The organism is Streptomyces sp. RPT161 (assembly GCF_027533845.1).
Taxonomy (GTDB): domain Bacteria; phylum Actinomycetota; class Actinomycetes; order Streptomycetales; family Streptomycetaceae; genus Streptantibioticus_A; species Streptantibioticus_A silvisoli_A.
Map to the genome: position 1 here is coordinate 242,229 of NZ_JAPZVN010000005.1, position 18,898 is coordinate 261,126.

17 protein-coding genes are annotated in these 18,898 nt (G+C 71.5%); 9 read left to right on the forward strand and 8 right to left on the reverse strand.

Going from position 1 to position 18,898, the window contains the following annotated elements:
• Positions 1-100 precede the first annotated feature (100 nt).
• Entirely contained in the window at positions 101-943 is an 843-nt protein-coding gene (locus tag O5O46_RS14255; protein WP_269855758.1) for a Bax inhibitor-1/YccA family protein, read from the forward strand.
• A 109-nt stretch (positions 944-1,052) separates the two neighbouring features.
• On the opposite strand, the gene O5O46_RS14260 is transcribed toward O5O46_RS14255, so the two are convergent.
• Positions 1,053-1,286, reverse strand: a complete 234-nt coding sequence (locus tag O5O46_RS14260) for a DUF4287 domain-containing protein (RefSeq protein WP_269855759.1) — start codon at positions 1,284-1,286, stop codon at positions 1,053-1,055.
• A 107-nt stretch (positions 1,287-1,393) separates the two neighbouring features.
• Between O5O46_RS14260 and O5O46_RS14265 the strand changes: the two genes are divergently transcribed.
• Positions 1,394-1,708, forward strand: a complete 315-nt coding sequence (locus O5O46_RS14265; protein WP_269855760.1) for a hypothetical protein — start codon at positions 1,394-1,396, stop codon at positions 1,706-1,708.
• A 13-nt stretch (positions 1,709-1,721) separates the two neighbouring features.
• Here the strand turns inward: O5O46_RS14265 and O5O46_RS14270 are convergent, their stop codons facing one another.
• The 3 genes from O5O46_RS14270 to O5O46_RS14280 all read right to left on the reverse strand — a co-directional run bounded on the left by O5O46_RS14270 (position 1,722) and on the right by O5O46_RS14280 (position 5,129).
• Positions 1,722-2,465: a hypothetical protein gene (locus O5O46_RS14270; RefSeq protein ID WP_269855843.1), complete on the reverse strand. Its 744-nt coding sequence runs from the start codon at positions 2,463-2,465 to the stop codon at positions 1,722-1,724.
• Between the two features lie 273 nt (positions 2,466-2,738).
• On the reverse strand, positions 2,739-3,959 hold the full coding sequence (locus tag O5O46_RS14275) for an acetyl-CoA C-acetyltransferase (RefSeq protein WP_269855761.1): 1,221 nt from the start codon (positions 3,957-3,959) through the stop codon (positions 2,739-2,741).
• A gap of 156 nt (positions 3,960-4,115) precedes the next feature.
• Positions 4,116-5,129, reverse strand: a complete 1,014-nt coding sequence (locus tag O5O46_RS14280) for an SGNH/GDSL hydrolase family protein (protein WP_269855762.1) — start codon at positions 5,127-5,129, stop codon at positions 4,116-4,118.
• A gap of 120 nt (positions 5,130-5,249) precedes the next feature.
• On the opposite strand from O5O46_RS14280, the gene O5O46_RS14285 reads away from it, so the two are divergent.
• Complete coding sequence (locus tag O5O46_RS14285; protein ID WP_269855763.1) at positions 5,250-6,635, forward strand: cystathionine beta-synthase; 1,386 nt, start codon at positions 5,250-5,252, stop codon at positions 6,633-6,635.
• A gap of 441 nt (positions 6,636-7,076) precedes the next feature.
• Here O5O46_RS14285 and O5O46_RS14290 read toward each other — a convergent pair whose 3' ends face one another.
• Complete coding sequence (locus O5O46_RS14290; protein ID WP_269855764.1) at positions 7,077-7,499, reverse strand: hypothetical protein; 423 nt, start codon at positions 7,497-7,499, stop codon at positions 7,077-7,079.
• A 124-nt stretch (positions 7,500-7,623) separates the two neighbouring features.
• On the opposite strand from O5O46_RS14290, the gene O5O46_RS14295 reads away from it, so the two are divergent.
• Positions 7,624-9,021, forward strand: coding sequence for an acyl-CoA synthetase (locus tag O5O46_RS14295; protein ID WP_269855765.1), 1,398 nt, complete (start codon positions 7,624-7,626; stop codon positions 9,019-9,021).
• 172 nt (positions 9,022-9,193) lie between these two features.
• On the forward strand, positions 9,194-11,332 hold the full coding sequence (locus O5O46_RS14300) for an MMPL family transporter (RefSeq protein WP_269855766.1): 2,139 nt from the start codon (positions 9,194-9,196) through the stop codon (positions 11,330-11,332).
• A 54-nt stretch (positions 11,333-11,386) separates the two neighbouring features.
• Here O5O46_RS14300 and O5O46_RS14305 read toward each other — a convergent pair whose 3' ends face one another.
• The gene (locus O5O46_RS14305) at positions 11,387-11,794 is read right to left on the reverse strand and encodes a DUF6299 family protein (protein WP_269855767.1); all 408 of its coding nucleotides are present in this window, start codon (positions 11,792-11,794) and stop codon (positions 11,387-11,389) included.
• Positions 11,795-12,014: 220 nt separating this feature from the next.
• On the opposite strand from O5O46_RS14305, the gene O5O46_RS14310 reads away from it, so the two are divergent.
• Positions 12,015-12,629 (forward strand): 50S ribosomal protein L25/general stress protein Ctc, encoded by a 615-nt coding sequence (locus O5O46_RS14310; protein ID WP_269855768.1) that lies wholly within the window; start codon positions 12,015-12,017, stop codon positions 12,627-12,629.
• Between the two features lie 6 nt (positions 12,630-12,635).
• Here O5O46_RS14310 and O5O46_RS14315 read toward each other — a convergent pair whose 3' ends face one another.
• The gene (locus tag O5O46_RS14315; protein ID WP_269855769.1) at positions 12,636-14,081 is read right to left on the reverse strand and encodes a purine-cytosine permease family protein; all 1,446 of its coding nucleotides are present in this window, start codon (positions 14,079-14,081) and stop codon (positions 12,636-12,638) included.
• A 90-nt stretch (positions 14,082-14,171) separates the two neighbouring features.
• On the opposite strand from O5O46_RS14315, the gene O5O46_RS14320 reads away from it, so the two are divergent.
• Together O5O46_RS14320 and O5O46_RS14325 are read left to right on the forward strand one after the other, a co-directional pair.
• Positions 14,172-15,014 (forward strand): MurR/RpiR family transcriptional regulator, encoded by an 843-nt coding sequence (locus O5O46_RS14320; RefSeq protein WP_269855770.1) that lies wholly within the window; start codon positions 14,172-14,174, stop codon positions 15,012-15,014.
• Positions 15,015-15,101: 87 nt separating this feature from the next.
• Positions 15,102-15,680: a hypothetical protein gene (locus O5O46_RS14325; RefSeq protein WP_269855771.1), complete on the forward strand. Its 579-nt coding sequence runs from the start codon at positions 15,102-15,104 to the stop codon at positions 15,678-15,680.
• On the opposite strand, the gene O5O46_RS14330 is transcribed toward O5O46_RS14325, so the two are convergent.
• Positions 15,664-17,016 (reverse strand): diaminopimelate decarboxylase, encoded by a 1,353-nt coding sequence (locus O5O46_RS14330; protein ID WP_269855772.1) that lies wholly within the window; start codon positions 17,014-17,016, stop codon positions 15,664-15,666. The genes O5O46_RS14325 and O5O46_RS14330 overlap by 17 nt on opposite strands.
• Before the next feature lie 149 nt (positions 17,017-17,165).
• Here O5O46_RS14330 and hutU point away from each other — a divergent pair, with 149 nt between their 5' ends.
• Positions 17,166-18,845: a urocanate hydratase gene (hutU, locus tag O5O46_RS14335; RefSeq protein ID WP_269855773.1), complete on the forward strand. Its 1,680-nt coding sequence runs from the start codon at positions 17,166-17,168 to the stop codon at positions 18,843-18,845.
• The last annotated feature ends 53 nt before the right edge of the window (positions 18,846-18,898 follow it).

Genomic DNA, 18,898 nt, shown 5'->3' on the forward strand with positions numbered 1-18,898 from the left:
CAATCGGCGCGGGAAGATCCTCCTCTGGTAGCAGCCGCGGTACTTTGCCAATCCATTACGGTTGGGGCAGAGCCGTACCGTGCGGCCATGGAGGAGTGAGATGAGGAGCAGCAACCCGGTCTTCTCGCGGCGGGGCTTCAGTAGGGACAACGGTTATGCGGGCTTCGGGCAGCAGACGCCCTCCGCCGGCTACCCGTACGGCCAGGCCGCCCCCCAGGACCTCACGGCCGAGCAGTTGCGGCAGATGTACCAGGCGCCACCCGCCAGCCCGGCGCAGAGCGGCCGGATGACCATCGACGACGTCGTCATGCGCACCGCCATGACGCTGGGCACGGTCTTCGTCGGCGCGCTGCTCGCGTGGTTCGTGCTGCCGGTGAGCCGCACCGGCTACGGGATCGCCGTGGGAGCGGCGCTGGTCGCCTTCGTGCTGGGCGTGGTGCAGACGTTCAAGGCGGCCCCGAACCCTGCGCTGATCCTCGGCTACGCGGCCTTCGAGGGCGTCTTCCTCGGCGTCCTGAGCAAGATGTTCAACGCGGCCTGGGCGGGCGCCCCCGTGCAGGCGGTGCTGGGCACGATGGCCGTGTTCGCCGGAATGCTCATCGCGTACCGCGCAGGGCTGGTCAAGGTCACCGACCGCTACAAGCGGGTCGGCATGGCGATCGCCATCGGCTTCGTGCTGCTGATCTTCGTCAACCTGCTGTTCGCGGCCTTCGGCGGCGGTGCCGGGCTCGGCCTGCGCAGCGGTGGGCTCGGCGTGGTCGTCGGCATCGTCGGCGTGCTGCTCGGCGCGTTCTTCCTGTCGCTGGACTTCAAGCAGGTCGAGGACGGCATCCGGCACGGCGCCCCGCAGCGGGAGTCCTGGCTGGCCGCGTTCGGCCTGACGCTCTCGCTGGTGTGGATCTACCTGGAGATGCTGCGGCTGATCTCCATCCTGCGGGACTGAGCCGGGCCGCACCGGTCCCGGACGCACCGACGGGCCTCCAGAGGCGGCGATGTCGCTCCTGGAAGCCCGTCGGTGGCTTTGCGGGTCCTGGGGTCAAGGGGCCGCGGGACTACCCGAGTTTGCGGGCCGCCCGCCTGAGGTCGTACTCGTGGACGAGGGCCTTGGCGTAGCCGTGGGACAGGTCCGACTCCCGGCGGAGCCAGTCCACCTTCTCTTCGAAACGAAGGAGCGCGGGGCCGTTGTCGAGGTCGCGGAGCCAGTCGGAGACTTCGCGGCCGGTGCGCTCAGGGATACGGGACAGCAGGTTCCGGTGGGTTTCTTCAGAGAAGATCATCTGGGACATCGGCGCCTCCAGTGTGCGTTCCGTTACCCCACCGTGCCTTAGCCGTTGGGCGTTGGCAACCGTCCCAGGCCTACGAGACGGCGCGGGCGCACGTATAAAGTCACCGCATGCTCGACTGCGCGCCCCTGGTAACCGCCGTGGAGCGGCTCGCCGACCGCTTCCGTGCCCTGCCGCAGAGCCGCTTGCGCGGCGTCGCGGAGGCCGGACTGGACCTCGCACGCGAACTGTCGTGCGCCGCGCAACGGCTTGAACTGCCCGATCGCGAGCCGCTGTTGATGCCGGACGACGGCGTCTACGCCCTCGGTGACCAGATCGCCGTGGCGGGCCATGACCTCCTCGCGGCCCTCGCCGGGCACCCCCGCCGCCACGACGTGCTGGACGAGGCGCTACGGAGCGTGGCGAAGGTGGAGGAACTCCTCTAGGGCCGTCGGGCGCTCACAGCGAGGCGACGACCCGGTCGGCCAGCACGAAGACGCTCTCCTCGCCGTAGGTGAAGGTCAGCGCGAACGCGCCGGAGACCGCGGACCCGCCGAGCAGCGCCGGAGCCTCACCGCGCTCCAGCGCGGCGGCCAGCTGCTCCGCCGTCTCCCGGTGGCCGGGGGTCAGGCACAGCGTCGTACCGTCCGTGAAGACGTACAGGTCCAGCGTGCCGAGCGGCCCGGGGCGGACGTCCGCCAGCGGGATGCGCGCGTCGGCCAGCGCGGCCAGCCGGGCCACCGTCTCCTCGGGGTCGGCGACCACCGGGGAGGGCGTGAAGTCCGGGTCGGAGGGGTGGCGCCGGTGCGGCAGCCGCGGTTCGAGGCCCGCCAGGTCCGCCTGACGCGGTACGTAGGGCAGCGCCTCGATCTCCGGGAACTCGGTGTACCCGTCGAAAGCCGGTGCGTCGGCGGCCTCCCGCGCCTCCTGGGCGGCCCAGAACGCCCGCGCCTCGGCCAGCTCCCGGTCCCGCTCGTCGGCGAGCGCCGCCGCCACGGCGGTGCGTATCTCCTCGATGGCCGGAGCCGGGCGGGCGCCCGGTACGGCACCGGCGGCGGTCTCCGCGTGGGCGCGCCGCACGGTGAGTTCACGGCGCAGCGTCCCCAGCTCACCGCGCAGCCCGCGCACGGCGAACACGGCGGCGGCCGCCACGGCCACGGCGGCGGCCGCGACGAGCAGCGAGACGAGGGCGATGAGGTTGATGGAGCTCACTGACGTACTCCTGGCGGGTGGGGGCACTACGGCGGTTTGCGACGGTTTACAGCGGAACTTTTTCTCCCCCACGGACACTCTGCACTGAAAGCGTTGGCCAGCGCAGTGCGGAATGTCACGAAAGGGACATGTCGTCGCCCGTAGCCGCCTTTCGCACCGCTCTGAGCTGCACAACGACGTTCCCCCGGGATGTTGGACACATCCCGGGGGAACGTCGAAAACGGTCAACCCAGCGCCGCCAGGTTCAGCTCGGCGCCCTCACTCTCAGCTCAGCCGCTCGATGACCATCGCCATGCCCTGGCCGCCGCCGACGCACATCGTCTCCAGGCCGAACTGCTTGTCGTGCCACTGCAGCGAATTGATCAGCGTGGTGGTGATCCGGGCGCCGGTCATGCCGAAGGGGTGGCCGACGGCGATGGCGCCACCGTTGACGTTCAGCTTGTCCAGGTCGATGCCGAGGTTCCGGTAGGACGGGATGACCTGGGCGGCGAACGCCTCGTTGATCTCCACCAGGTCGATGTCGTCGATGGTCAGGCCCGCCCGCTTGAGCGCCTGCTTGGAAGCCTCGACCGGGCCGTAGCCCATGATCTCCGGGGAGAGCGCGGACACCCCGGTGGACACGATCCGGGCCAGCGGGGTCAGGCCCAGCTCGCGGGCCTTGGTGTCGGACATGATGACCAGCGCCGCGGCGCCGTCGTTGAGCGGGCAGCAGTTGCCCGCCGTCACCAGGCCGTCGGGGCGGAAGACCGGCTTGAGGCCGGTGACGCCCTCCAGCGTCACGCCCGGGCGCGGACCGTCGTCCTTGCTGACCACGGTGCCGTCCGGCAGCGTGACCGGAGTGATCTCGCGCTGCCAGAAGCCGTCGGCGATCGCCTTCTCGGCGAGGTTCTGCGACCGTACGCCGAACTCGTCCATGTCCTGGCGGGTGATGCCCTTGAACCGGGCCAGGTTCTCGGCGGTCTGGCCCATCGCGATGTACGCGTCGGGCAGCAGGCCGTCCTCGCGCGGGTCGTGCCAGTCGGAGCCCTCACTCTGCGCACGCTCCGCGGTACGCGCCTCCGCGTCCGCGAACAGCGGGTTGTGGGTGTCCGGCAGGCCGTCCGAGGTGCCCTTGACGCTGCGCGAGACCATCTCCACACCGGCCGAGACGAACACGTCGCCCTCGCCCGCCTTGATGGCGTGCAGCGCCATCCGGGAGGTCTGCAGCGACGAGGAGCAGTAGCGGGTGATGGTGCAGCCGGGCAGGTGGTCCATGCCCATCTGCACCGCGACGATCCGGCCGAGGTTGTGCCCCTGCTCGCCGCCGGGGAGACCGCAGCCGAGCATCAGGTCGTCGATCTCACGCGGGTCCAGCTCGGGGATCTTCGCCAGCGCGGCCTGGATGATCGTGGCCGTGAGGTCGTCCGGGCGCAGTTCCTTCAGCGATCCCTTGAAGGCGCGCCCGATGGGCGAGCGGGCGGCAGAGACGATTACGGCTTCGGGCATCGCGGGATCTCTCCTCCGGAGGCGTGACGGGCTCAGGTGGAAGTTACCGGTAGGTAGCGCGGGAGTCACCAGGCTCGTACTGTGACGTTGCGCTCGCGCCCAACGCCCTGGAGGCAAGGGTAGGTTCCGGCCCGCCCGGCCGGTACCCGCGGTGGCCTATGTGAGTGCGGAGACGCCCGCCTCGGGGCGCCGCTCCCCGCCGGAGGCCATCCGCCGCCGCAGCAGCGCCCACCGCCCGCGGTGCCCGCCCCCGGACCCCGCCGAGGCCACCTCGGTACCGGACGCCCCCGCCGCGGCCGCCGCCGCGTCGGCGACCGGAAGCACGCTCTCCTCCGAGTCGGCGTCCGGCCACACTCCCAACGCGGCGCAGAGCGTGGGCAGTATCGCCATCGCGGCCGTCGCGTATCCGGTGGCCGACGGGTGGTAGTTGTCCGGCCCGAACATCTCCCGCGGGTTGGCCGCGAACTCCGGCCCCAGCAGTTGCCCGAGCGACACCGTACGGCCGCCCAGCTCGATCACCGCGATGGTCTGCGCGGCGGCGAGCTGGCGGCTCAGCCGCCGGGCGACCCAGCGCAGCGGCTGGTAGACCGGCTCGATGGTGCCCAGGTCGGGGCAGGTGCCGACCACCACCTCGGCACCCGCGTCGCGCAGTCGGCGCACCGCCGCCGCGAGGTGCCGCACCGAGTCCGCGGGCGGCATGCGGTGCGTCACGTCGTTCGCGCCGATCATGATCACGCAGACCTCCGGCACCGGGTCCGGGCCGTCCAGCAGCAGGCCCACCTGCCGAGCCAGGTCGTCCGAGCAGGCGCCCGGCAGGGCCACGTTCACCAGGTCGACCGGGCGCTCGGCCACCGCCGCCAGACCCGAGGCGAGTATCGCCCCCGGTGTCTCGCCCACCCGGTGCACACCCTGCCCGGCCGCCGTCGAGTCGCCCAGGAACGCCAGCCGCACCGGCTGGGCCCCGGCGTCACCGTAGGCGGCGAACGCCGACCCGTAGCGCCCGTCAGCGGTGGGCGGCGCGGCCTCCGAGCCGCCCACGGTCCTCCTGGCCAGCTGTACCTCGGTGAGCAGCAGTCCGATCACCGCCCCGCCGAGCAGACCCGCCCCGCCGCCGCCGTACGCGGCGGCGGTCGCGATCCGCCGTGCCACCCTCGCCCTCGACATCGGCATCCCCGTTCACTCGGTCCCGTAACAGCTTGTTGCCCGCTACGGCGCCCGGCGCAACGCGACCGTTCGGGGGCGCTTGCGCATAGGCTCTGAGCACACACAGGGAAACATCCGGAGGACGTCGTGCAGTTCCACGACTCGATGATCAGTCTCGTCGGCAACACCCCGCTGGTGAGGCTCAACAGCGTCACGGCCGGGATACAGGCCACGGTGCTGGCCAAGGTCGAGTACTTCAATCCCGGCGGTTCGGTCAAGGACCGCATCGCCCTGCGCATGATCGAAGCCGCGGAGAAGTCCGGCGAGCTGAAGCCGGGCGGCACCATCGTCGAGCCCACCTCGGGCAACACCGGCGTGGGTCTGGCCATCGTGGCGCAGCAGAAGGGCTACAAGTGCATCTTCGTCTGCCCGGACAAGGTGTCGACGGACAAGATCAACGTGCTGCGGGCGTACGGCGCCGAGGTCGTGGTCTGCCCGACCGCCGTCGACCCTGAGCACCCGGACTCGTACTACAACGTCTCCGACCGGCTGGTGCGTGAGACGCCGGGTGCCTGGAAGCCCGACCAGTACAGCAACCCGAACAACCCGCTGTCGCACTACCACTCCACCGGCCCCGAGCTGTGGCAGCAGACCGAGGGCGGGATCACCCACTTCGTGGCGGGCATCGGCACCGGCGGCACGATCTCCGGCACCGGCCGGTACCTCAAGGAGATCTCCGACGGCAAGGTCAAGGTCGTCGGCGCCGACCCGGAGGGCTCGGTCTACTCCGGCGGCTCAGGCCGTCCGTACCTGGTCGAGGGCGTCGGTGAGGACTTCTGGCCGACCGCGTACGACCAGGACATCACTGACGAGATCATCGCGGTCTCCGACAAGGACTCGTTCCAGATGACCCGCCGCCTGGCCAAGGAGGAGGGGCTGCTGGTCGGCGGTTCCTGCGGCATGGCCGTCGTCGCGGCGCTGCGGGTCGCCGAGCGGCTCGGGCCGGACGACGTCGTGGTGGTGCTGCTGCCGGACAGCGGCCGCGGCTACCTCAGCAAGATCTTCAACGACGAGTGGATGGCCGACTACGGCTTCCTGGAGGAGGGCGGCCAGCAGTCCCGGGTCGCCGACGTGCTGGCGTACCGCAGCGGCGGGATCCCGGAGCTGGTCCACATGCACCCGGAGGAGACCGTCGGCGAGGCGATCGACGTACTGCGCGAGTACGGGGTGTCGCAGATGCCCATCGTCAAGCCGGGCGCCGGGCACCCGGACGTGATGGCCGCCGAGGTGGTCGGCTCGGTGGTGGAACGCGAGCTGCTGGACGCGCTGTTCACCAAGCGCGCACAGCTGGACGACCCGCTGGAGAAGCACATGTCCGCGCCGCTGCCGCAGGTCGGTTCGGGCGAGTCGGTCGGCGACCTGATGGAGGTGCTGCAGAACGCGGACGCGGCGATCGTGCTGGTCGAGGGCAAGCCGACGGGTGTGGTGAGCCGTCAGGACCTGCTGACCTTCCTCGCCAAGGTCGGCAAGTAGCGGCAAACGGCCCGCACCGCTGGGTGATTGGCCGGATTTCGCGGAAACGGTACGCGCGTGACACGCGTGCGCAGCACGGGCTTAACACGGGTCCGGCACATTGGTGGGTGTCGGGAAACCGACCCCACCGATGCGGCAACCAGGAATGACGGAGCGGCTCCCGGACCTCCTGGGTTGCCCCGGACGCGAAGCCCGGCCCTGACCCGGCCCCGCGTCCCGTGGGGGACCGCCGTCGTCCCGCCCCTGGCGGCCAAGCCGGGGTGCGGCGGTCCCCCCTTTTTTCGTCTTCGCCCGTCGCCGGGCGCTGGTACCCGCTGGAGACGGGGCTGGCTGGTGTGTGCGGCCGGGCGAGGAACCCGCCGCCCGCGATGGCGCCCAACCACGGCGGTGGGTCCGCCGGTTGCCCACCCCCAGTCGCAACTCGCCCTGCTGGGACGGTGGTCAGCCGTCCCACTCGTCGTTGCCCCCGCGGGAGACGCCCCTGCCGAGGGAGTGGGCGATGTTGACGCCCACGATTCCGGCCCAGGTGATCAGCAGGCCGGGGAGGTGCGCGTTGACCACGCCGATCGCCGACAGCGGTACCGCGAGTACCAGCGAGATGCCCGCGATGCCGAAGCGGCGGTTGCGGTTGTCGTGGTCGCCAGGACGCCCCCGGCGGGACCCCGCCGGGTCGACTCGCGCGCCCGCCATTCGCTGCTGTGCGAGTTCCCGGCGAACCCTGCGCTCCACCTGGCTGTCGAGCCGCTGGTCCACCTTTTCCAGGAACGAGTCGATCAACTCCGCCTCGTATTCGGGACCGAGGTCCTTACGCGTCTGCAGTGTGGCGTCGAGCTCTTTCTTGAGCTCGGGGTCAGGGGCACTCATGGCATTCACGTTAGAACCGGCCGACCCCTATGTAAGTGGGGTTAGCCCCCGAATCTTGTCAGGGGTGCCCTCCTCCTCGGGCAGGTGTGTACGGTCGCGGGTGGACCGCGAAGGGGAGGCGTTGATGGAGCTGTTGACCGCGCTGGGAGCGGCGGACCGGGACCGTCCGGACGCCGTCACGATCGACGGCCGCGCGTTGGACCACGAAGCGCTGCTCGGCGCGGCCGGTGCCGTCGCCGCCCGGATCGCCGGCGCACCGGCCGTCGCCGTGCACGCCGCACCCGTACTGGAGACGGTGGTCGCGGTGGTGGCCGGACTGCTCGCCGGGGTGCCGGTGGTGCCGGTACCGCCGGACGCCGGACCCGCCGAACGCCGGCACATCCTGCGCGACTCCGGCGCGTCTCTGCTGCTCGCCGCCGCGTCGCAGGAGGCCGAGGGCCTGGAGACGATCGAGGTCCGGGCCGCCGAGCGCGCCGACTTCACCGGCGCCCAACCCGCCGCCGACTCGACCGCGTTGGTCCTCTACACGTCGGGGACGACGGGCGCGCCCAAGGGCGTGCTGGTCTCCCGCCAGGCGATCGCCGCCGACCTGGACGCGCTGGCCGCGGCCTGGGCGTGGACGGCCGAGGACACGCTGGTGCACGGGCTGCCGCTGTTCCATGTGCACGGCCTGGTGCTGGGCGTGCTCGGCGCGCTGCGCACCGGCAGCCGCCTGGTGCACACCGGGCGCCCGACCCCGGCCGCCTACGCGGCTGCTGGCGGCACGCTGTACTTCGGTGTGCCGACGGTCTGGTCGCGGGTGGTACGGGAGCCGTCGGCCGCGAAGGAACTGGCGGCGGCCCGGCTGCTGGTCTCCGGCAGTGCGCCGCTGCCCGCCCCGGTGTTCCGGGACCTGGCGGCGCTGACCGGCCAGCGCCCTGTGGAGCGGTACGGGATGACCGAGACGCTGATCACCGTCAGCACCCGGGCGGACGGCGAGCGGCGGCCGGGCTCGGTGGGACTGCCGGTGGCGGGCGTGACCACCCGGCTGGTGGGCGAGGACGGGGCCCCGGTCCCGTACGACGGAGCCACGGTCGGTGAGCTCCAGGTCGGCGGGCCGACGCTGTTCGCGGGCTATCTGGGCCGCCCCGAGGCGACAGCCGCCGCGCTGACGGCGGACGGCTGGTTCCGTACCGGTGACATGGCGGTGGTGGAGCCGGACGGCATGCACCGGATCGTGGGCCGGGCGTCCACCGACCTGATCAAGTCGGGCGGCTACCGCATCGGCGCGGGCGAGGTGGAGAACGCGCTGCTGGACCATCCCGCGGTACGGGAGGCGGCGGTGGTCGGCGTACCGCACGACGACCTCGGTCAGCAGATCGTGGCCTATGTGGTCGCCGAAGGGGTGGACGAACGCGAGTTGATCGATTTCGTCGCCCGACATCTCTCCGTTCACAAACGGCCGCGCGCAATCCGCTTTCTGGACGCGCTACCGCGTAATGCGATGGGGAAGCCGCAGAAGAAGCTACTGCCCCCGTTCTGAGGGGAGTTGGCGGGGGTTGGAGAAACGGATTTGCAGAGGCCAAATAAGCTTCTTACGATGCACTAGCCCAACTACCTACCGGCCGGTCAGTGCGTGACGGCCGGGTCGCCCCTACCCGGGTCCCGCTCCAAAGGGTGGCGGTGATTTTTCCTGCCATGGGAGACAGCACCGCATGTTCCACCGCATAGGACGAGCAGTCGTCCGCCATCCGATATGGACGATCGTGGCGTGGGTCATAGCCGCCGTCGCGATCGTCGCCACCGCACCGAGTCTTCCCTCCAACAGCGACGAAAGTAGCTTCCTCCCCAAGAGCTACGAGTCCATCCAGGCCGCGGACCTCCAGTCGAAGGCGTTCCCCAGCGCCTTCACTCCCTCCGCGATCGTGCTCTACAGCCGTACCGACGGCCAGAAACTGGCCCCCGCCGACCTCAAGGACGCCCAGCGGGTCACCGGCCAGCTGGCCGCCAAGGGCATCGACCAGGTACAGAAGGTCATCCCCGGGCCTCCGTCGAAGGACGGCAAGTACGACCTGGCGCTGGTCCAGATGGACAGCAAGAACGCCGGCCAGCCCAAGCAGGCCGACGCGGCGAAGACGCTGCGCGCGGACGCCAAGGAACTGGCCTCGGGTACCCATCTGGACGTGAAGGTCGGCGGTTCCGCCGCGCAGGCCCTGGACCAGCAGGACTCCTCCCAGCGGGGTCAGGCGCTGGTCGGGATCGGCACCTTCGTGATCATTCTCGTCACCCTGCTGATCATCTTCCGGGCGCCGATCCTGGCGGTGCTGCCGCTGGTGCTGATCGGCCTGGTCTCCTCCGTCGCCAACGGGCTGATCGCCTACGCCACCAAGCTGTTCAACCTCCAGGCCAACAGCTCGATCTCGTCGATCCTGATCGTGGTGCTGTTCGGTGTCGGTACGGACTACTTCCTGTTCCTGATGTTCCGCTACCGGGAACGGCTGCGGGCGGGTGACGAACCCAAGGAGGCGATGATCAACGCGGTCGGCCGGGTCGGCGAGGCCATCGCCTCGGCGGCCGGCGCCGTGATCATCGCGTTCCTCGCCCTCGTGCTGTCCACCCTCGGCTTCCTGAAGCAGATGGGTCCGGCGCTGGCCATCGCGGTCGGTGCCACGCTGGTCGCGGGCCTCACGCTGATCCCGGCGGTGGTCTCGCTGATCGGCCCGAAGGTCTTCTGGCCGTCGAAGTCGTGGCAGAAGGAGCCGGAGAACGCCCGGTTCGCGGCGCTCGGCGGCATGGTGCGCCGACGTCCCGCCCTGGTCGCCGCGGTGTCCGGGGTGCTGATGGTCGCGCTGGCGCTGGGTACGTTCGGCTTCAAGGCCACCTTCGACCTGGCCGCGGGCTCGATGCCCAAGACCAAGGAGTCGATGGTCGTCCAGACCGAGATGCAGAACGCCTACTCGGCCGGTGCCGCCGAGCCCACCAGCGTCTTCCTGACCAGCACCGACGGCAAGCCGCTGGACAAGGCGGCGCTGCCCGGCTTCGCCAAGAAGCTCCAGGGTGTCGACGGTGTGGCCGACTCCCGGCTGGCCGCGCTCAGCAAGGACGGCATGACGGCCAACGTCACCGTCACCCTCAAGTACGACGCCGCCAGCGACAGGGCGATCAGCACCGTCGGAACCATCCGCGACACCGCGCACGCGGACGCGCCGTCCGGCACGAAGGCGCTGGTCGGCGGCATGTCGTCGATCTACAAGGACATCAACACCGCCGTCAACCACGACTACAAGACGGTCTTCCCGGTCGCCGCGGTGCTGATCATGGTGATCCTGGGTCTGCTGCTGCGCAGCGTGGTCGCCCCCTGGTACCTCATGGCCTCGGTCGGCCTCGGCTTCGGCGCCACCCTCGGCGCCACGGTGCTGATCTTCCAGAAGGGCCAGGGGCACTCCGGCCTGATGTTCATGCTGCCGGTGATCATGTACCTCTTCGTGGTCGCCATCGGCACCGACTACAACATCCTGATGATCGCCCGACTGCGCGAGGAGGCCCGCGAGGGCCGCGAGCCGCGTGAGGCGGCGGGCGAGGCCCTGCGGCACGCGGGCCCGACCGTGGCCGCGGCGGGCTTCATCCTGGCGGCGACCTTCGCCACGATGATGCTCGCGGGCAACTCGATGCTGTCCGAGATGGGCTTCGCGGTCTCCTTCGGCATCGTCGTCGCCGCCTTCGTCATGGCGATGTTCTTCACGCCGAGCCTCACCGCGCTGATCGGCCACGCGGCCTGGTGGCCGGGCCACGGCGACCGGGCGGCGGTCAAGCCGCCCGCCCCGGGCCGCGAGAAGGCCCGCGAACTGGTCTGACCGGTACGACGGCGAGGGGCCGGGTGCGCACCGCGCGCACCCGGCCCCTTCGCGTCAACTCCCTTGCCGCGTAAGCCGCACGTCGTCGTCCGCGACGGCGAGGAACCGCGGCAGCGGCACCAGTCCCGCCGGGCTGAGCTTGACCAACGTGACGCGCACCCGCGCCCGCCCCGGCCGGACGGCGGCCCGCCCCACACTCCGCCACCGGTGCGGATTCCCGTCGCACTCGGCCACCGCCCCGTCGATCCCGTACTGCCGCCCGCCCTGTGCCACGCTGGCGCCGACCAGCACGGTCCCGTCCTCGACGCACCGGTACGTCCCGGACAGCGAGACCATCCCGCCCCGCGAGACGCCCCCGACCCGATCAAGGCTGATCCCGCTGCCGTCGTCGGCCCGGGCCACCCCGACCGACGCCACCAGCACGGCAACCGCGGCAAGACTGAGAACCCCAGGAATACGCATAGAGCAGGCGTACCAGGCAACAGGCCATGAATCCGCGATTGTCACTCTTACGCCGCACACGCCCCGCTGGCCACCGCCGAACAGCATCCGTCATGCACGGTCTCGCCGTGCCGCTGACGTAAGCGGGTGGTTCAGGCGACACCCGATGGTTTGGTGAGGTATAGGGGAGTTCGGGTGGATACCCTCGCCACCGGATCGTCGGAACGCGAGGAGTGCAGTCATGGCTGAGGTGCGGCTGAGCGCCGAGCTGCGCAAGGAGTTCGGCAAGGGCCCGGCCCGCCGTGCCCGCCGGGAGAACAAGGTCCCGGCGGTCGTCTACGGGCACGGCGCCGAGCCGAAGCACGTGCTGATCGACAGTCACGCGCTGATGATGGCGTTGAAGACCCCGAACGTGCTGATCAACCTGGACATCGAGGGCAAGGGCCAGCTGGTCATCCCCAAGGCCGTGCAGCGGGAGGCCGTCCGGCGCTTCCTGGTCCACGTGGACCTGCTGGAGGTCAAGCGCGGCGAGAAGGTCACCGTCGAGGTGCCGATCCATACCGAGGGCGATCTGGCCCCGGGCGGCAACCTGCTTGAGCACCTCCTGGACAGCCTGCCGGTCGAGGCGGAGGCCACCCGGATCCCGGAGGCGGTCACCGTCTCCATCGAGGGTCTGGACGCCGGACACGCGATCTACGCCAAGGACGTCCCGCTGCCCAAGGGCACGTCCCTGGCCGTCGACGGGGACACCGCCCTGCTGCAGATCGTCGCGGCCCAGGCCGAGGAGCTCCCGGAAGAGGAGGAGGCCGAGGAAGAGGAGGCCGCGCCCGAGGGCGGCGCGCCCACCGAGGGCTGACCGGGCTCACACGGCGGGGTCGGACACCCGCGGCAGATCCGACCCCGCCGCCCGTGCCGCCGGCGTCCACACTCCGTACAGCAGCGCCGGTAGCACCAGTCCCACGATCCACGAGACGTCGGCACCGCCCAGTGGGGCCACCAGCGGGCCGGTGTAGAACGACGAGCTGAGGAACGGGAGTTGGGCCGCCACGCCCACCGCGTAGACCAGCAGTGTGCGCCACCGCCAGCCGCCGTACCGGCCGTGCGGATCGCAGAGCGCCGGCAGGTCGTAGCGCTCCCGCGACACCCAGTAGAAGTCGACCAGGTTGATCGCCGACCAGGGTGTGAAGAACGTCAGCAGGAAGATCAGGAAGTCCGCGAAGGACGACAGGAAGCTGTCCTTGCCCAGCAGCGCGATCACCGTGCCCGCGACCATGACGAGCGCGACGTACCCGGTCCGGGCGCGCGGCGAGACCGTGCGGTCGCCCCGGAAGCCGCTGACGCCGGTGGCCAGCGACATGAAACCGCCGTACGTGTTCAGCACGTTGACGGTGAGCTTGCCCAGTGCGATCACGAAGTACAGCGCGCCGGCCAGCACCGTCCCGCCGCCGCCGAGGCCGACCACATAGCCGACCTCGTGGCCGGAGAAGGCGCCGCCCGCGCCGGCCGCGGCGAGCGCGCCGAAGGTCATCGACCACTGCGCGCCGAGCCCCGTACCGCCGAGCGTCCACCAGAAGACGGCACGGGCGGAGGTCTGTCGCGGCAGATAGCGCGAGTAGTCGGCCACGTACGGGCCGAACGCCAACTGCCAGGACGCGGAAAGGGAGACGGACAGCAGGAACAGCGGGGCGGAGAAGGTGTGGTGGGCCAGCAGCGCGCCGACGTCGGTCCGCTCCAGAAGCCGTACGCCCAGGTAGGCGAAGGCCAACGCGCCGACGGCGCTGGCTATCCGGCCGAGCGCGTGCACCATCCGGTAGCCGCACACCGCGGTCACCGCGGTGACCGCGGCGAAGACCACGATGCCCGCCGTGTCGCCGAGGCGGGTGAGCCTGCCGACGGCCTGGCCCGCCAGCACCGTCCCGCTGGCGAAGAACCCCGTGTACATCACCACGACCAGCAGCAGCGGCACCACCGCCCCGCGCACCCCGAACTGGGCCCGCGAGGAGATCATTTGGGGCAGCCCGAGCCGTGGGCCCTGAGCGGCGTGCAGGGCCATCACCGCGCCGCCGAGCACATTGCCGACCAGCAGCCCGAGCACCGCCCACAGAGCGCCGGCCCCGAAGACCACCGCGAGCGCACCGGTGACCACCGCGGTGATCTGGAGGTTGGCGCCCAGCCAGAGGGTGAACTGGCCGGCCGCGCGGCCGTGCCGTTCGGAGTCGGGGATGACGTCGATGGATCTGCGCTCGACAAGTCCGGCCACGGTGGCGGCTCCTCGCTCATCGTCCTGCATGGGTTCATGCAGGGTCATGGCACGCTGAATGAAGAGTCAATACGCAGGCGCTAGTCTGCCGCTACGGATGTACGGTCGGGCGGCGACGGAAGCAGGCCAGGAGGCGCGATGGCGACGCAGGACGGGGGAGCGGCGCGGCTGATGCGGCTGTTCGACGGGCACCGGCTGACGCCCACCCAGCGGCGGATCGCGCACTGCCTGGTGCGCCGGGCCGCCGACGCGCCGTTCCTGTCCTCCGTGGAGGTGGCCGAGCTGGCCGGGGTGAGCCAGCCGTCGGTGACCCGGTTCGCGGTGGCGCTGGGCTTCGACGGCTACCCGGCGTTGCGACGGCACCTGCGTGAGGTCGCCCCCGTGCCGCAGGCCGAGCGCAGCGACAGCCGCAACGAGTACCAACAGGCCGTGGAAGACGAGATCGAGAACCTGCGGCAGCTCCGCGCGCTGCTGGCCGACCCCGAGCCGGTGGCACGGGCCGGGCGGTTGCTGGCCGCCTCCCGGCCGCTGCTCGTCCTGGGGCTGCGCGCCGCCGGGGCGCAGGCGCGCGGCTTCGGGTACTTCGCGGCCAAGGTGCACCCGGACGTGAGGGTGCTGGACGAGGGCGGCAGCGCGCTGGCCGACCGCATCGACGCGGCCAGGCGGGCGGGCGCGAGCGCGCTGCTGTGCTTCGCGCTGCCACGCCACCCGCGCGAGGTGGTGGACGCCCTGGAGTACGCCAAGCAGGCCGGGTTGACCGTCGTCACCGTCGCCGACAGCTCGTTCGCACCGGTCGCCAGGGACACCGATCTGCTGCTGCCCGCCGCGGTCGGCACCGGGCTGGTGTTCGACACGCCGTGCGCGCCGATGATGCTGGGCCGGGTGCTGCTGGAGGCGATGTGCGACGACCTGCCGGACGCACAGGCCCGGCTTGAGGAGTTCGACGCGCGTGCCGCGGCGCGCGGGCTGTTCGTCGACTGATGTCCGGTTCGGTCCTCACGCTGTTTTGAGGTTCGCTGAGTAACCTCCGACCGGAAAGTATCGATTCCGGATCGGAGGAGGACGGTCGTGGGGCGCGGGGCGTATGCGCTGGCTCGGGTCGCGGTGATGGTACGGACGGCCGGGCGGTGGTGTTGGTGGCTCGGGGCGCTGGCGGCGCTCGCCGGGGCCTTCGTGCCGGGCCTCACCGGGCGCCGGATCGGGGCGCTGGGCGGCGCCGCGCTGTTCCTCCTCGCCGCCGTCGCCGCGTTCCTCGCCCGCCGCCGACGGTACGCCGCGCTGGCGCAGGCGGCGACACACGCCGCCAAGTCGGCGTTCCTGCAGGATCGTCGGGTCACCGCGCGGCTGTGGCTGCGACCGCGCCGCTGGTGGCTGCTGCTCGCGTTCGTGCTGGCGGTCGGCAGCTCGGCGGCGGCCTCCGCGGCGGGCGGCATGCTGCTGGCCGGGGTGGGCGCCGGGCTGTGGGCGAAGGCGGTCTGGCTGGGCCGCTGGGAGCGGTCCCACGAGGCACTGCTGTGGACGTGCCCGGAAGAGGCGCTGCGCCGCGGCCCGGCGGGCGGCGACGTACGGGCGTACCTGACCACCGGCCCGGCCGCCGGAGACGCCCGGCCAGGCGGGGCCCGACGGGTGGTCAGCCCAGCGCGCTGAGCGCCTCCGGCTGGGCGCCGCCGCTCTCGGCGACGATCTCGTCGAGCGTCTGCGGCGCCCGTACGGTGGCGAACCGCACCGCGTCGCCGTCGCACGCGTACCCGTAGATTCCGGGCCGGGGCAGCGAGTTGTACTGGTAGTGGGTGGAGAAGTAGTACGCGCCGGTGTCCAGCAGCGCGACCAGATCGCCCTCCTCCAGCGGCGGCAGCTCGCGCGCCTCGGCCACGATGTCGCCCGCGAAGCAGCACGGCCCGGCCACGTCCTGGCTGACCGGCGCACCCTCCTTGGGGCGGCCCTTGGCGTCCAGCGCGGTGACCCGGATCGGCCAGGCGCCGGGCGCGTAGACGGTACGGGTGGCGAGCTGGGCGCCCGCGTGGGTGACCGCGATCCGACGGCCGCCCGCGGTCTTCGCGTACTCCACGCGGGCCAGGATCGTGCCGTGCTTGGCCAGCAGCGAGCGGCCGAACTCGGTGACGATGCCGTAGCGGCCGTCGAACAGGCCGGGCACGGTGGCCCTCAGCAGCCGGGCGTACTCGTGGTGCGTCGGCCGCGTGGCGTCGGAGGCGAAGTTCACCGGCAGTCCGCCGCCGATGTCCAGCGTGTCGATCTGCCGCCGTCCGGCGGTCGCGTTGATCCGCTCGGCGAGTTCGTAGGTGACCCGCACGCCCTCGGCCATCAGCTCCAGCGGGCAGCCCTGCGAGCCGGTGTGCGCGTGCAGCCGGGTCAGCCAGGGGCGCCGTACACAGGTGTCCACCAGCCACTCCATGACGCCTGGATCGCGCAGCGGCAGGCCGAACTTGGACCGGTCGGTGGCGGTGCTGGTGGCCGCGATGCGGCCACCGCCGATCTGCGGGTTGACCCGCAGGCCGATGGGGGACGCGGTCTCGGATCCGGCGAGCAGCGCGTCGAGGCGGTCCAGCTCCTGCGGGTTGTCGGCGTTGACGGCAACCCCCAGCGCCAGCGCCTCGCGCAGTTCGGCGGCGGTCTTGGCCGGGGAGTCCAGCACGATGTGGTGCGCTGGCACCCCGGCCGCCCGGGCCAGCGCCAGCTCGCCGGGGCTGGCCACCTCGCAGCCGACGCCCTCGGCGTACAGCAGCCGCAGCACCGGGACCAGGGACGCGGCCTTGACCGCGAAGGCATGGCTGACGGTCACCCCGGGCGTGGCGAACGCCGCCCGCAGCTCGCGGGCCGACTCCCGGATGCCCTCGGCGTCCAGCAGCCCCACGACCGGCAGGTCCGCGCCCAGGACTCCCTGCTCGACGGCGGCGCGCAGGGCGTGCGCCCGCCGGGTGGCCGGATCCGGCGGGGTGGCGGCGTTCTGGTCCGCAGTTGCCATGGACCCACTCCACCACCGGCGGCGCCGACTCGCCAGTAACCGGCGAACACCCGCCATGACACCTGTTGACTGGAACTATTCACGCGGCAAGTATGTGAATGACCCGATCCAGACCCGGTCGGGCGACGATGTGTGAGGAGGCGACCCGCATGTCCGCTACGGCCGTAGGTGAACCCGGCCCCCGCCCGGTCCGGGCCCCGCGTGGCACCCAGCTCAGTGCCCTCGGCTGGCAGCAGGAGGCCGCGCTGCGGATGCTCCAGAACAACCTCGACCCCGAGGTCGCGGAGCACCCCGACAAGCTGGTCGTCTACGGCGGCACCGGCAAGGCGGCCCGCGACTGGCGCTCGTTCGACGCCATGGTGCGCACCCTCAAGGGGCTCAAGCAGGACGAGACGATGCTCGTCCAGTCCGGCCGTCCGGTGGGCGTGATGACCACCCACGAATGGGCGCCCCGGGTGCTGATCGCCAACTCCAACCTGGTCGGCGACTGGGCGAACTGGGAGGAGTTCCGCCGCCTGGAGGCCCTCGGCCTGACGATGTACGGGCAGATGACCGCCGGATCGTGGATCTACATCGGCACCCAGGGCATCCTCCAGGGCACCTACGAGACCTTCGCGGCGGTGGCGGCCAAACGGTTCGGCGGTTCACTGGCCGGAACCATCACCCTGACCGCCGGGCTCGGCGGCATGGGCGGCGCCCAGCCGCTCGCCGTCACCATGAACGGCGGCGTGGCCATCTGCGTCGACTGCGACCCGCGCGCCATCGAGCGGCGCATCGAGCACCGCTACCTGGACGTGCGGGCCGACTCCCTCGACCACGCGCTGGAGTTGGCGACACAGGCCCGTGACCAGCGCAGGCCGCTGTCGATCGGCCTGCTCGGCAACGCGGCCGAACTGCTGCCGCGGATGCTGCAGATGGGCGCGCCCATCGACATCGTCACCGACCAGACCAGCGCCCACGACCCGCTGAGCTACCTGCCGCTGGGCGTCGCCTTCGAGGACATGGCGGAGCTCGCGCGGGAGAAGCCCGCCGACTTCACCCAGCGCGCGCGGGAGTCCATGGCCAGGCACGTCGAGGCGATGGTCGGCTTCATGGACGCGGGCGCCGAGGTCTTCGACTACGGCAACTCCATCCGCGGCGAGGCCCAACTCGCCGGGTACGAGCGGGCGTTCGCCTTCCCGGGCTTCGTGCCCGCGTACATTCGGCCGCTGTTCTGCGAGGGCAAGGGTCCCTTCCGGTGGGCGGCGCTGTCCGGCGACCCCAAGGACATCGCGGCCACCGACCGGGCGATCCTCGACCTGTTCCCGGAGAACGACTCCCTCGCCCGCTGGATCCGGATGGCGGGCGAACGCGTCCACTTCCAGGGCCTGCCCGCCCGCATCTGCTGGCTCGGCTACGGCGAGCGGGACAAGGCCGGTGAGCGCTTCAACGACATGGTGGCCAGCGGCGAGCTGACCGCGCCCATCGTCATCGGCCGCGACCACCTCGACTGCGGCTCGGTGGCCTCCCCGTACCGGGAGACCGAGGCGATGCTCGACGGCTCCGACGCGATCGCCGACTGGCCGCTGCTCAACGCCATGGTCAACGTGGCCTCCGGCGCCTCCTGGGTCTCCATCCACCATGGCGGCGGCGTCGGCATGGGCCGCTCGATCCACGCGGGCCAGGTGACCGTAGCCGACGGCACGGCGCTCGCGGGGGAGAAGATCCGCCGGGTGCTGACCAACGACCCCGGGATGGGCGTGATCCGGCATGTGGACGCCGGGTACGACATCGCGGACGAGGTCGCGGCCGAGCGCGGCGTGCGCGTTCCCATGCGGGAGGGCGAGTGACCTCCAGCGCCGGCGGCCGCCCCGCTGGGGCGGGTACTTCGGTGCCCGGTGCG